The organism is Cellulomonas sp. HZM, assembly GCF_000708885.1.
In the GTDB taxonomy this organism is placed as follows: domain Bacteria; phylum Actinomycetota; class Actinomycetes; order Actinomycetales; family Cellulomonadaceae; genus Cellulomonas.
The window spans coordinates 1-13,478 of record NZ_JEOE01000054.1 but is presented as its reverse complement, the minus strand read 5'-3'; the positions used below and the strand labels follow the sequence as shown (position 1 = coordinate 13,478).

Sequence of the window (13,478 nt, the reverse complement as noted above, 5' to 3'; positions counted from 1 at the left end):
CCCGCGCACTTGTCCGGGACCAGCGCGCTCGCGGAGACGCGGACGGGGCGCGCTGGTCCCGGACAAGTGCGCGGGTCTGGACTTCGTCTCTCGACGGGAAGTGGCGCACTCACCGAGCGGACCTGGGCGGCAACGGGGGGTCATAGCCTGGGGTGGTGCCTGCGCCGCTGCTGTTCGTGCTGTCGGGGGTGACGCAGTATCTCGGGGCGGCGCTGGCCGTGGGGCTGTTCGCGCAGGTCGCGGCGCCCACCGTCGCGTGGCTGCGGGTCGCCGTCGCTGCCGTGGTACTGGTCGGGTGGCGTCGGCCGTGGCGGGCCCGGTGGACGCGACGCGACCTGGTCCGTGCCACGGCGTTCGGCGTGGTGCTCGCCGGGATGAACGTCAGCTTCTACGTCGCGATCGACCACCTGCCGCTCGGGACGGCCGTCGCGCTCGAGTTCGCCGGACCGGTCGCGGTCGCGGCCGTCACCGGTCACGGATGGCGCGACCGGGTGGGGATCGCGGTCGCCGCGGTCGGCGTGGTGCTGCTCGCGGGGGTGAGCCTGCAGCAGGAGGGCGACACGGCGACGGGGCTCGTCGCGATCGCCGTCGCGGCGGCCTGCTGGGCGGCGTACATCGTGCTCGGGCGGCGGGTCGCGACCGCGACGACCGGCGGCGTCACGGGGCTGTCGGTGGCGATGACCGCCGGGGCCGTCGTCTTCGCGCCGTTCCTGGCGGGCGGTGCGGGTCCGGTCGTGCACGACGGTCGGCTCGCGCTCGCGGTCCTCGGCGTCGCCGTGCTCTCGTCGGTGATCCCCTACGCGATCGAGCAGGTCGTGCTGCGGCGCGTGCGGCCGGCGTCGTTCGCGGTGCTGCTGGCGCTGCTGCCGGCCACCGCAGCCCTCGTCGGAGCCGTCGCCCTGCACCAGGTGCCGCACGGCCTGGAGGTCGTCGGGCTGCTGCTCGTCTCGGCCGCGATCGCGCTGACCGGCGCGCACCAGGAGCAGTCCGACGAGGCCCCGCCACCTGCGTGAGAGCCCCGGTGCGGGGGTGACCCGGCTACAGGTACTGCCCCGTCCCGCCCGGCCGCTGCTGCTCGTCGTCCGACGGCACGGCCGACGACGGCACCACCAGACCGCCCGGCGGCAGCGCGCGCCGCATCTGCGAGAGCTGCGCCTGCGTCGACATCTGCTGCGCGACGAGCGCCGTCTGGATCCCGTGGAACAGCCCCTCGAGCCAGCCGACGAGCTGCGCCTGCGCGATGCGAAGCTCGGCGTCGGAGGGTGCCGTGCCGTCGTCGCGGAACGGGAGCGTGATGCGGTGCAGCTCGTCGGACAGCTCGGGCGAGAGCCCCTCCTCGAGCTCGTGCAGCGAGCGCTCGTGGATCTCGGCGAGGCGTGCGCGGGCGGCGTCGTCGAGGGGCGCGCTGCGGACCTCGTCGAGCAGCTGCTTGACCATCGTGCCGATGCGCATGACCTTCGCGGGCTGGTTCACCATGCCGGTGACGTCCTCGCGCGAGTCGTCGTCCGAGGCCCGCGGCCGGTCGTGCGGTGCGTCATCCGCCGGTACGACGACCACGCGTGGCTCCTGCTCATCCTGCGAGCTCATCGGCCCGTCCTCTCCTCGTGCGTCCGTCCGCCGGGGCTCACGGCACCAGCACGACCTTCCCGAACACCTCGCCGGCCTCCATCATCCGGTGCGCGTCCGCGGCTCGCTCGAGGGGGAGCGCCGCGTGCAGCACGGGGCGGATTCGACCGTCGAGGACGAGCGGCCACAGCCGCTCCCGGACGTCGCCCATGATGCGGGCCTTCGCCTCCGGGGGGCGCGAGCGCAGCGTCGTGCCGACGACGCCCACGCGGCGTGCGAGCAGCAGCCCGAGGTCGAGCTCGGCGCGGCTCCCGCGCTGGGTCCCGATGACGGCGACGCGCCCGCCGTCGGCGAGCATCGCGAGGTTGTCGGCCAGCGCGGCGGCCCCGACGACGTCGAGGACCAGGTCGACGCCCGCGCCGCCCGTCGCGTCGAGCACCTGCCGCACCAGGTCGTCGGACCGGTGGTCGAGCGCGACGTCGACCGTGAGCGCCGCCACCCGCGCGACGCGCTCGGGGCCGCCCGCCGTGGCGAGGACCCGGGCGCCGAACGCATGCCGAGCGACCTGCACCGCGACCGACCCGATGCCACCGGACGCGCCCCGCACGAGAACGGTCCCGCCGTGCGCGAGCCCGGCGGCGTCGAACGTCGACAGCACGGTCGCGAGGACCTCCGGGAGCGCGGCCGCGTGCTCGTCGGTGAGGTCGGCCGGGACGGGGAGCGTGAGCTCGTGCGGGACGGCGACCAGCTCGGCGTAGCCCCCACCGCCCAGCAGGGCGGCGACGCGACGGCCGTCGTCGGTCTCGCCGGCGACCTCGAGTCCCGGCCAGGCAGGCGCCCCAGGGGGCGGTGGGTACAGCCCCCGGCGCTGCAGGAGATCCGCTCGGTTGACGCCCGCGGCGCGCACGCGCACGAGCTCTTCACCCGGACGGGCGACCGGTTCAGGCACCTGGACGGGGGTCAGGACCTCGGGTCCACCGGGCTCTTCGACGACGACGGCGCGCACCCGTACGACGTTAGCGGCCGGTTTGCGGTGGTGCAGACGACCGCAGGCCCCGCCAAACCCGACGTTTCGGGCCGGGTGAGGTGCATGGCAAACTCTGCGGCGGGCTAATGGTCCGCCGTCGGCGCGCCGATGAGGACCGAACGGGTATCCCGTGCAGCTCGCGACCGCGGGTTCGCGCACCGGCGCCCGTCGGGTGAAGGAAAGGGTTCGACATGCTGCGACGGCTTGGCATCCGCGCCAAGGTGATGGCGGTTCTCGCCGTCCCCATGATCGTGCTGCTCGCTGCCGGCGTGTACATCTCGTACGGAGCGCTGAAGGACCTGCGCAAGGCGAACGCCGCCGACCAGGTCATCCACGTCCTGCAGGCGTACAAGCCGCTGTCGACGTCGATCGAGACCGAGCGGACCCTGAGTCTCACCGGCGGCTCTCCGGAGGAGATCGCGGCGGCGCAGGCGGCGACCGACAAGGCGTTGGCCGACGTCCGCAGGGTCACGGGCAGCCTCGACCTGTCCGAGTTCCCCGACTCGATGGTGAACCGCTTCCGCGAGGTGCAGGAGAACTACGACACCAAGCTCGTCGCGGCGCGCAACGGCGTGAAGAACAACGGCGCACCCGCGGGCATCCAGTACAACTACGCGACGATCACCAACGGCGAGCTCGCGCTCGTCGCCAACATCGGTGAGTTCCTGCCGAACCGCGAGCTGGGCACCGCCGTGAGCTCGTACGGCGACGTGCAGCACCTCGCGAACCTCGTCGTGACCGAGATGATCGCCGGCGTGAGCCTGGCGACGGGCGGCAACGTCAACGCCGGTACGTCCGCGCTCTACTCGGACGCCGCTGCGGCCACGGAGAGCGCCCGCACCGTCGCGGCCACCGCGCTGGACCAGACGGGCTCGGGCATCCGCATGCCCGCCGGCCAGCCGACGTCCCGCATGGCGGCGACCCGCATCCTGCTCTCGTCGGGCGACCCGAAGCTCGTCAAGCAGGCCAACGTCCCCGCGCTCGCGGAGGACACGGCCAAGGAGCTCGCCGGCCTGACCCAGACGTCCGACGACATCCTCAACTACGCCGACGGCATCGCCGACACCGACACCGAGGCCGCCCGTACGACGGCGTTCTGGACCATCGGCATCACGGCCGCCGCCGCCATCCTGTCCCTGCTGTTCGCGCTCGTCGTCTCCCGAGGCATCGTCGTCCCGCTGCGGCGCCTGACCTCCGCGGCCTCGAACGTCCGCGAGCAGCTGCCGCGACTCGTGGAGCAGGTGGCGACGCCGGGCGAGGGCCCCGAGATCACGCTCACCCCGATCCCCGTGACGTCTCGCGACGAGATCGGCCGCCTGGCCTCCGCGTTCAACTCGGTGAACTCGACGACCGTCGCGGTCGCCCAGGAGCAGGCCGCCCTGCGTGGCTCGATCGCTGAGATGTTCGTCAACGTCGCCCGCCGCGACCAGGTGCTCCTCAACCGCCAGCTGTCGTTCATCGACTCGCTCGAGCGGTCGGAGGAGGACCCGACGACCCTGGCGAACCTGTTCCGCCTCGACCACCTGGCCACCCGGATGCGTCGTAACGCGGAGTCCCTCCTGGTGCTCGCCGGCATCGACTCGGGTCGTCGTCTGCGCGACGCGATGCCGCTGTCCGACGTGATCCGCACGGCCTCGTCGGAGATCGAGCAGTACGACCGCGTCGAGCTGGACCTCAACGTGGACCCGCACATGCTCGGGTTCAACGCACTCGCTGCGGCCCACCTGCTCGCGGAGCTGCTCGAGAACGCCACGGTGTTCTCCGAGCCGGAGACGCCCGTCACGGTCTCGACCGGCATCGTCGGCCAGTTCGTCGCGGTCCGCGTCATCGACCACGGCCTCGGCATGACGGACGCCGAGCTGGCGGCTGCGAACGCGAAGATCGCCTCGACCGGTGCGGCCGACATGCTCGGTGCGCAGCGCCTGGGCCTGTTCGTCGTGGGCCGCATCGCCCAGCGCCTCGGCGCGGCGGTGCAGCTCGCGAAGTCGTCGGCCGGCACCGGCACCGAGACGACCGTCCTGTTCCCCGCGCACCTGTTCGCGGCGAGCGACACCGCCCTCGGCGGCGGGGCGCCCGCGCAGATCGCGGCGGCCGTCGAGGAGGACGCACCGGTCGTCGAGGCCGTCGACCTCGCGGCGCTCACGGACGGCGAGACCGGTCAGGGTCTTCCGCGCCGCCGTCGCGGCGAGGGCGACGAGCCCGAGGCGCCGGCCGCTGCCGCCGCGTCCGGTCTGCCGGCTCGCCCGCGCAAGACGTTCGACGAGAACAACCTGGTCCTGCCCGAGGTCGCGCAGCCGACGCTGTCGCCCGACCTGTCCACGGCCGCGGGCGACTGGCGCCCCGACGCAGTCACGCCGATCACGGCCGGTGGTCTGCCGAGCCGCACGCGTGCGGGCACCGCCGCGTGGCAGACGCCCGACGAGGAGCCGGCCGCCGCGCCGTCCGCGCCCGCTTCCCCCGCGGCCCGTGCCGGTCTGTTCTCCGGCTTCCGTGGACGCGGCGCGAACGACGTCGAGTCGACCGACACCGACGGCTCGGGCATCCCGGCCCTGGTGCCCGACGGTGCTGAGAACCGCCCGACGCCCGACCCCGTGCGCGCTCCCTGGATGACGCTCGGCGGCGCGCACGCAGCGCCCGAGTCGCCGATCGTGGTCCCCGGTCTCGCGGACGACGACGACGAGGCGTGGACGCCCGCGCAGCCGACGCAGGAGGAGTCGTGGGCCGTGCCCGCGCTCGCCGACGAGTCGTCGCAGGACGCGCCGGCCGACGAGCAGCACGAGCTCGAGCCCGTCGCGCAGGAGCCCGCCGACGTGCCGGTGCTCGAGGCCGACCCGACCGACGAGCCCGAGCCCGAGCTCGAGGCGCCCGCCGACGAGGAGACGGTGGCCGACGAGGCCGTCGCACACGAGGCCGTCGCGTACGAGGCCGTCGCGTACGAGCCCGTCGACGAGGTGACCGGTGACGCCGGTGAACCCGCCGAGCCCGCCGCCTGGGCGCCGTCCGCGTGGGGGACCGAGACGCCCGCCGAGTCGTTCGCTGAGCACGCTGAGCCCGCTGCCGAGTCGTTCGCGCAGCCGGTGACGGAGCCCGTCGCCGACGCCGAGCCGGTGTGGGCGCCCGAGCCCGCCGTGGCCGCCGACGAGAGCCCTGCGCCGTTCGAGGCCGTCCACGACGAGCCCGCCGCCCAGTGGCAGGCGCCGTCGTGGGCCACGTCTGTCGAGCCGGCCGCGGTCGTCGACGAGGCGGCTGACGTCCAGGCCGACGAGCAGGCCGACGCGCCGCTCGCGTGGAGCGCCCCGGTCGTCGACGAGCAGCCCGCGTGGTCGGCCCCGGTGGCCGACGAGCCTGTCGCCGAGCACGTCGACGAGCCCGCCGTGGCCGAGTCGCTGCCCGCGCACGTCGACGAGCCCGTGCACGAGGAGCCCGCCGCCTGGTCGGCGCCCGCCGTGAGCGAGCCCGTCGAGCCCGCCGTGCCCGCGGCGCCCGTCGCGTTCACGTCCTACAGCGGCTACGCCGGCTGGACCGGTGCCGCGTCGCGGCCCGCATCGGAGCCGTTCGTCGACTTCGAGCGCACGCTCGACGAGGCCCGCGCCTGGCACACGGGTGCGATCCCGACCGTCGCCGAGCCCGCCTTCGCGCCGGTCGCCGAGCCCGTCGCGCCGCAGCAGCCCGAGTGGCCCGCCGCGGCGTGGACGGCCCCCGTCGCCGAGGAGCCCCTCGCCGAGCAGCCGTCGGAGCAGCCCGCTGCCGAGCTCGAGCCCGTCGTCGAGGTGCCGGTCGAGGAGGCTCAGCCGGTCGAGGACGCGCAACCCGCCGTTCCCGCGCTCGCTGCCGACGAGGAGCCCGCCTGGGCCCCGACCACCCCGGCGTGGGGCGACCACTCGTGGTCGGCGCCCGCCGAGGAGGAGGCAGCGCAGGAGCAGACGCAGCTGTTCTCGCCGGTCGAGGCCGCGGACGCGGTGTCGCCGCTCGTGCAGCGCCGCAGCGTGCTGGTGAGCGAGCCCGAGCAGGCGCCGGTGGCTGAAGCCGTCGAGCAGCCCGTCGAGGCGCCCGTCGCGCAGGCCGAGCAGGCGTGGTCGACGCCGGTCCCCGAGCAGCAGCCGGTCTCCGAGCAGCAGCCTGTGCAGCCCGCGTGGGAGCCGACCGCCGTCGGCTCCCACGCGGGCTGCACAGGCTGCTGCTCGGAGACCGGCTGCTGCTCGGGGACCGGCGTCGACCACGCCTGCTCGGCCTGCGCGACGGGCGCCTCGACGGGCTGCTCGACGGCTTCAGCCACCGGCGCCTGCTCGGGCTCGCTCACCAGCACGCTGCGGCGCTGCACGAGCGGCGACACCGCGTCCGCGGCCTCGACCGGCGAGAACAGCTGCGTCTGCTCCTGCGCTGCCTCCTCCTCGGCGGGCGCCGACCACGAGTGGTCGCCCCACGCCGGGGTGGTCGGGGCCCAGGCGGGCTCCTCGTCGGCAGCGAGCGCGGGAACGGCGGGTTGCGCGTCCTCGACCGGCTGAGCCTCCTCGACCGGCACCTCGACGACGGGCTCGAGCTCGGCAGCGGGCTGCTCCGACGGCTGCTCGGCGAGGGGCTCCTCGGCGACGGGGGCCGTCCACGCCGCGGCGGGCCACTCGGGCTGCTGCGGCGCGACGGGCTCGGCGACCGGCGCGAAGGCGGGCTCGGCGACGGTCGGGATCGCACCCGTGTGCCAGGCGCGGGCCTCGTCGAGCGTGCGCTCGAAGTCGACGAACGGCTCCGATGCGGGCCGCGACGCGGCACCGGTCCAGCCGGCGTAGCCGCTGTAGGACGTGAACGCGACGGGCGCCGCGGGCACGGCGGGCTCGACGGGCTCGCTCACGGCGGGCGCCGACCAGGCGGCGGGCTCCTCGTGCACGGGCTCGTCGACGTGCGCGGGCAGCGACTCGGCCACGGCGGGCTCGTCGACGTGCTCGGCGACAGGCTCGTCGGCCACCGGGGCCGACCACGCGGGCTGCTCGTCGACGACCGGGGCGCTCCACGCGAGCGGCGCGTCGGCCTGCTCGTCGGCCTGGACGTCAGCCGCCTCGTCGACGACCGCGGCCGGCTCGACAGACGTGGCCCACGACGGCGCCTGCCACTGGGCGGCGGGCTCGTCGTGGACGGCCTCGAACGGCGCAGGGCTCTCGTCGGCGGCCACGGCGGGCTCGGGCGCCCACACCGGCTCGGCGTCGGCGACGGGCTCCGTCACCGGCTGCGCGAACGACTCGGCAGCGGGCTCAGCGTGCTCAGCGAACGACTCGGCGGGCGTCTCGGTCCCCCACGCGGACGGCGCCCAGGCGGCGGGCTCGGCGGGTTCACCGGCGTCACCGGTCACCTCGTCGACGGGCTCGTACGCGACGGCCTCGTACGCGACGGCCTCGTGTGCGACGGCCTCGTCGGCCACCGTCTCCTCGTCGGCGGGCGCCTCGAGCTCGGGCTCGGGCTCGTCGGTCGGGTCGGCCTCGAGCACCGGCACGTCGGCGGGCTCCTGCGCGACGGGCTCGAGCTCGTGCTGCTCGTCGGCCGGCGCGTCCTGCGACGACTCGTCGGCGAGCGCGGGCACGGCCCACGACTCCTCCTGCGTCGGCTGCGCGGGCGTCCACGCCTCGTCGTCGTCGTCCGCGAGACCGGGGACCACGATCGGCGACTCGGGCGCTGCGTGCGCGCCGCCGAGCGTCATCCAGGGAGCGCGCACGGGGTCGGGCGTCGGGCGGTTCTCAGCACCGTCGGGCACCAGGGCCGGGATGCCCGAGCCGTCGGTGTCGGTCGACTCGACGTCGTTCGCGCCGCGTCCACGGAAGCCGGAGAACAGACCGGCACGGGCCGCGGGGGAAGCGGGCGCGGACGGCGCGGCGGCCGGCTCCTCGTCGGGCGTCTGCCACGCGGCGGTGCCCGCACGCGTGCGGCTCGGCAGACCACCGGCCGTGATCGGCGTGACTGCGTCGGGGCGCCAGTCGCCCGCGGCCGTGGACAGGTCGGGCGACAGCGTCGGCTGCGCGACCTCGGGCAGGACCAGGTTGTTCTCGTCGAACGTCTTGCGCGGGCGAGCCGGCAGACCGGACGCGGCGGCAGCGGCCGGCGCCTCGGGCTCGTCGCCCTCGCCGCGACGGCGGCGCGGAAGACCCTGACCGGTCTCGCCGTCCGTGAGCGCCGCGAGGTCGACGGCCTCGACGACCGGTGCGTCCTCCTCGACGGCCGCCGCGATCTGCGCGGGCGCCCCGCCGCCGAGGGCGGTGTCGCTCGCCGCGAACAGGTGCGCGGGGAACAGGACGGTCGTCTCGGTGCCGGTGCCGGCCGACGACTTCGCGAGCTGCACCGCCGCGCCGAGGCGCTGGGCGATGCGGCCCACGACGAACAGGCCCAGGCGCTGCGCACCGAGCATGTCGGCCGCACCGGTCGAGGCGATCTTCGCGTTCGCAGCCGCCAGCTCGGCGTCCGTCATGCCGAGGCCGTGGTCGATGACGCGGACCGCGACGAACTGGCCGACGATGCCGGTCGAGACCGTGACGGGCGTCTCCGGCTCGGAGAACACCGTGGCGTTCTCGAGCAGCTCCGCGAGCAGGTGGGCCGCAGCGAGTGCGTTGAACCCGAGCATGTGCGGGTCCACGTTGAGGTCCAGCTCGACGCGGTCGTACTGCTCGATCTCCGACGAGGCCGTGCGGATCACGTCGGACAGCGGCATCGCGTCGCGCAGACGACGACCCGAGTCGATGCCGGCGAGCACCAGGAGGGACTCCGCGTTACGACGCATCCGGGTGGCCAGGTGGTCGAGGCGGAACAGGTTCGCCAGGGTCGTCGGGTCCTCCTCCGACCGCTCGAGCGAGTCGATGAACGACAGCTGGCGGTTGAGGAGCACCTGGTCGCGGCGGGCGACGTTGACGAACATCTCAGCGATCGAGCCACGCAGGGCGGCCTGCTCCTGGGCGACCGCGACGGTCGTCGAGTTCACCGAGTTGAACGCGGAGGCCAGGCGGCCGATCTCGTCGCGAGACGTCACGGGGATCGGGGTGAGCGTGATCTCGGGGCCCTCGCCCGGCGTCGCCACCTGCTCCACGAGTCGCGGCAGCTGCTCGCGGACGTTCGAGGCCGCGGAGGTCAGGCGCCGCAGCGGGACGACGATGCCTCGGGAGACGACGAGCGCGAACAGCAGGGACAGGATGGCGGCGGCGGCCGTGATGCCGATGGTCCAGAACGCCGTCGTACGGGCGGCCTCGGTGTCGGTGTCGGCGATGCCGTCGGCGTAGTTGAGGATGTCGTCGGACGTCTGGGTCAGGCCGGCGAGCTCCTTGGCCGTGTCCTCCGCGAGCGCGGGGACGTTGGCCTGCTTGACGAGCTTCGGGTCGCCCGACGAGAGCAGGATGCGGGTCGCCGCCATGCGGGACGTCGGCTGGCCGGCGGGCATGCGGATGCCCGAGCCCGTCTGGTCCAGCGCGGTGGCCGCGACGGTGCGGGCGCTCTCCGTGGCCGCAGCGGCGTCCGAGTAGAGCGCGGACGTACCGGCGTTGACGTTGCCGCCCGTCGCCAGGCTCACGCCGGCGATCATCTCGGTCACGACGAGGTTCGCGAGGTGCTGCACGTCGCCGTACGAGCTCACGGCGGTGCCCAGCTCGCGGTTCGGCAGGAACTCACCGATGTTGGCGACGAGCGCGAGCTCGCCGTTGGTGATCGTCGCGTAGTTGTACTGGATGCCCGCGGGTGCGCCGTTGTTCTTCACGCCGTTGCGCGCCGCGACGAGCTTGGTGTCGTAGTTCTCCTGCACCTCGCGGAAGCGGTTCACCATCGAGTCGGGGAACTCGGACAGGTCGAGGCTGCCCGTGACCCTGCGGACGTCGGCCAACGCCTTGTCGGTCGCCGCCTGCGCCGCCGCGATCTCCTCCGGAGAGCCGCCGGTGAGACTCAGGGTCCGCTCGGTCTCGATCGACGTCGACAGCGGCTTGTACGCCTGCAGGACGTGGATGACCTGGTCGGCGGCGTTCGCCTTGCGCAGGTCCTTCAGCGCTCCGTACGAGATGTACACGCCGGCAGCGAGCAGCACGATCATGGGGACGGCGAGAACCGCCATCACCTTGGCGCGGATGCCAAGCCGTCGCAGCATGTCGAACCCTTTCCTTCACCCGACGGGCGCCGGTGCGCGAACCCGCGGTCGCGAGCTGCACGGGATACCCGTTCGGTCCTCATCGGCGCGCCGACGGCGGACCATTAGCCCGCCGCAGAGTTTGCCATGCACCTCACCCGGCCCGAAACGTCGGGTTTGGCGGGGCCTGCGGTCGTCTGCACCACCGCAAACCGGCCGCTAACGTCGTACGGGTGCGCGCCGTCGTCGTCGAAGAGCCCGGTGGACCCGAGGTCCTGACCCCCGTCCAGGTGCCTGAACCGGTCGCCCGTCCGGGTGAAGAGCTCGTGCGCGTGCGCGCCGCGGGCGTCAACCGAGCGGATCTCCTGCAGCGCCGGGGGCTGTACCCACCGCCCCCTGGGGCGCCTGCCTGGCCGGGACTCGAGGTCGCCGGCGAGACCGACGACGGCCGTCGCGTCGCCGCCCTGCTGGGCGGTGGGGGCTACGCCGAGCTGGTCGCCGTCCCGCACGAGCTCACGCTCCCCGTCCCGGCCGACCTCACCGACGAGCACGCGGCCGCGCTCCCGGAGGTCCTCGCGACCGTGCTGTCGACGTTCGACGCCGCCGGGCTCGCGCACGGCGGGACCGTTCTCGTGCGGGGCGCGTCCGGTGGCATCGGGTCGGTCGCGGTGCAGGTCGCTCGGCATGCGTTCGGCGCCCGGGTCCTCGCCACGGCGGGCGGCCCCGAGCGCGTCGCGCGGGTGGCGGCGCTCACGGTCGACGTCGCGCTCGACCACCGGTCCGACGACCTGGTGCGGCAGGTGCTCGACGCGACGGGCGGCGCGGGCGTCGACCTGGTCCTCGACGTCGTCGGGGCCGCCGCGCTGGCCGACAACCTCGCGATGCTCGCCGACGGCGGGCGCGTCGCCGTCATCGGGACCCAGCGCGGGAGCCGCGCCGAGCTCGACCTCGGGCTGCTGCTCGCACGCCGCGTGGGCGTCGTCGGCACGACGCTGCGCTCGCGCCCCCCGGAGGCGAAGGCCCGCATCATGGGCGACGTCCGGGAGCGGCTGTGGCCGCTCGTCCTCGACGGTCGAATCCGCCCCGTGCTGCACGCGGCGCTCCCCCTCGAGCGAGCCGCGGACGCGCACCGGATGATGGAGGCCGGCGAGGTGTTCGGGAAGGTCGTGCTGGTGCCGTGAGCCCCGGCGGACGGACGCACGAGGAGAGGACGGGCCGATGAGCTCGCAGGATGAGCAGGAGCCACGCGTGGTCGTCGTACCGGCGGATGACGCACCGCACGACCGGCCGCGGGCCTCGGACGACGACTCGCGCGAGGACGTCACCGGCATGGTGAACCAGCCCGCGAAGGTCATGCGCATCGGCACGATGGTCAAGCAGCTGCTCGACGAGGTCCGCAGCGCGCCCCTCGACGACGCCGCCCGCGCACGCCTCGCCGAGATCCACGAGCGCTCGCTGCACGAGCTCGAGGAGGGGCTCTCGCCCGAGCTGTCCGACGAGCTGCACCGCATCACGCTCCCGTTCCGCGACGACGGCACGGCACCCTCCGACGCCGAGCTTCGCATCGCGCAGGCGCAGCTCGTCGGCTGGCTCGAGGGGCTGTTCCACGGGATCCAGACGGCGCTCGTCGCGCAGCAGATGTCGACGCAGGCGCAGCTCTCGCAGATGCGGCGCGCGCTGCCGCCGGGCGGTCTGGTGGTGCCGTCGTCGGCCGTGCCGTCGGACGACGAGCAGCAGCGGCCGGGCGGGACGGGGCAGTACCTGTAGCCGGGTCACCCCCGCACCGGGGCTCTCACGCAGGTGGCGGGGCCTCGTCGGACTGCTCCTGGTGCGCGCCGGTCAGCGCGATCGCGGCCGAGACGAGCAGCAGCCCGACGACCTCCAGGCCGTGCGGCACCTGGTGCAGGGCGACGGCTCCGACGAGGGCTGCGGTGGCCGGCAGCAGCGCCAGCAGCACCGCGAACGACGCCGGCCGCACGCGCCGCAGCACGACCTGCTCGATCGCGTAGGGGATCACCGACGAGAGCACGGCGACGCCGAGGACCGCGAGCGCGAGCCGACCGTCGTGCACGACCGGACCCGCACCGCCCGCCAGGAACGGCGCGAAGACGACGGCCCCGGCGGTCATCGCCACCGACAGCCCCGTGACGCCGCCGGTCGTCGCGGTCGCGACCCGCCGCCCGAGCACGATGTACGCCGCCCAGCAGGCCGCCGCGACGGCGATCGCGACGAGCCCCGTCGCCGTGTCGCCCTCCTGCTGCAGGCTCACCCCCGCGAGCAGCACCACGCCGACCGCGGCGACCGCGATCCCCACCCGGTCGCGCCATCCGTGACCGGTGACGGCCGCGACCGCGACCGGTCCGGCGAACTCGAGCGCGACGGCCGTCCCGAGCGGCAGGTGGTCGATCGCGACGTAGAAGCTGACGTTCATCCCGGCGAGCACCACGCCGAACGCCGTGGCACGGACCAGGTCGCGTCGCGTCCACCGGGCCCGCCACGGCCGACGCCACCCGACCAGTACCACGGCAGCGACGGCGACCCGCAGCCACGCGACGGTGGGCGCCGCGACCTGCGCGAACAGCCCCACGGCCAGCGCCGCCCCGAGATACTGCGTCACCCCCGACAGCACGAACAGCAGCGGCGCAGGCACCACCCCAGGCTATGACCCCCCGTTGCCGCCCAGGTCCGCTCGGTGAGTGCGCCACTTCCCGTCGAGAGACGAAGTCCAGACCCGCGCACTTGTCCGGGACCAGCGCGCCCCGTCCGCGTCTCCGCGAGCGCGCTGGTCCCGGACAAGTGCGCGGG

7 protein-coding genes and 1 pseudogene are annotated in these 13,478 nt (G+C 74.7%); 4 read left to right on the top strand and 4 right to left on the bottom strand.

Annotation, left to right across the window (positions count from 1 at the left end; all coding sequences use genetic code 11):
* Positions 1-155: 155 nt before the first annotated feature.
* Positions 156-1,013, top strand: a complete 858-nt coding sequence (locus tag AW16_RS0116030) for a DMT family transporter (RefSeq protein ID WP_029292042.1) — start codon at positions 156-158, stop codon at positions 1,011-1,013.
* Positions 1,014-1,038: 25 nt separating this feature from the next.
* On the opposite strand, the gene AW16_RS0116035 is transcribed toward AW16_RS0116030, so the two are convergent.
* Positions 1,039-1,587, bottom strand: a complete 549-nt coding sequence (locus AW16_RS0116035; protein WP_034649704.1) for a bacterial proteasome activator family protein — start codon at positions 1,585-1,587, stop codon at positions 1,039-1,041.
* A 37-nt stretch (positions 1,588-1,624) separates the two neighbouring features.
* The gene (locus AW16_RS0116040; RefSeq protein WP_029292046.1) at positions 1,625-2,572 is read right to left on the bottom strand and encodes an NAD(P)H-quinone oxidoreductase; all 948 of its coding nucleotides are present in this window, start codon (positions 2,570-2,572) and stop codon (positions 1,625-1,627) included.
* Between the two features lie 212 nt (positions 2,573-2,784).
* Here AW16_RS0116040 and AW16_RS18980 point away from each other — a divergent pair.
* Positions 2,785-4,611, top strand: a pseudogene (locus tag AW16_RS18980) (ATP-binding protein); the annotation flags it as partial.
* A 1,769-nt stretch (positions 4,612-6,380) separates the two neighbouring features.
* Here AW16_RS18980 and AW16_RS18975 read toward each other — a convergent pair.
* The gene (locus tag AW16_RS18975) at positions 6,381-10,694 is read right to left on the bottom strand and encodes an ATP-binding protein (protein ID WP_029292053.1); all 4,314 of its coding nucleotides are present in this window, start codon (positions 10,692-10,694) and stop codon (positions 6,381-6,383) included.
* A gap of 212 nt (positions 10,695-10,906) precedes the next feature.
* On the opposite strand from AW16_RS18975, the gene AW16_RS0116075 reads away from it, so the two are divergent.
* Both AW16_RS0116075 and AW16_RS0116080 read left to right on the top strand, forming a co-directional pair.
* Entirely contained in the window at positions 10,907-11,854 is a 948-nt protein-coding gene (locus tag AW16_RS0116075) for an NAD(P)H-quinone oxidoreductase (protein WP_029292046.1), read from the top strand.
* Positions 11,855-11,891: 37 nt separating this feature from the next.
* A complete protein-coding gene (locus AW16_RS0116080) occupies positions 11,892-12,440 on the top strand; it encodes a bacterial proteasome activator family protein (protein ID WP_034649704.1) in 549 nt (182 codons plus the stop codon).
* A gap of 25 nt (positions 12,441-12,465) precedes the next feature.
* Here the strand turns inward: AW16_RS0116080 and AW16_RS0116085 are convergent, their stop codons facing one another.
* Positions 12,466-13,323, bottom strand: coding sequence for a DMT family transporter (locus tag AW16_RS0116085; RefSeq protein WP_029292042.1), 858 nt, complete (start codon positions 13,321-13,323; stop codon positions 12,466-12,468).
* Positions 13,324-13,478: the final 155 nt, after the last annotated feature.

What these genes read in the sequence shown, in the direction of transcription:
- AW16_RS0116035 (WP_034649704.1), bottom strand. Translation starts at nt 1,587, where the DNA reads ATGAGCTCGCAGGATGAGCAGGAGCCACGCGTGGTCGTCGTACCGGCG.
- AW16_RS18975 (WP_029292053.1), bottom strand. Translation starts at nt 10,694, where the DNA reads ATGCTGCGACGGCTTGGCATCCGCGCCAAGGTGATGGCGGTTCTCGCC.
- AW16_RS0116080 (WP_034649704.1), top strand. Translation starts at nt 11,892, where the DNA reads ATGAGCTCGCAGGATGAGCAGGAGCCACGCGTGGTCGTCGTACCGGCG.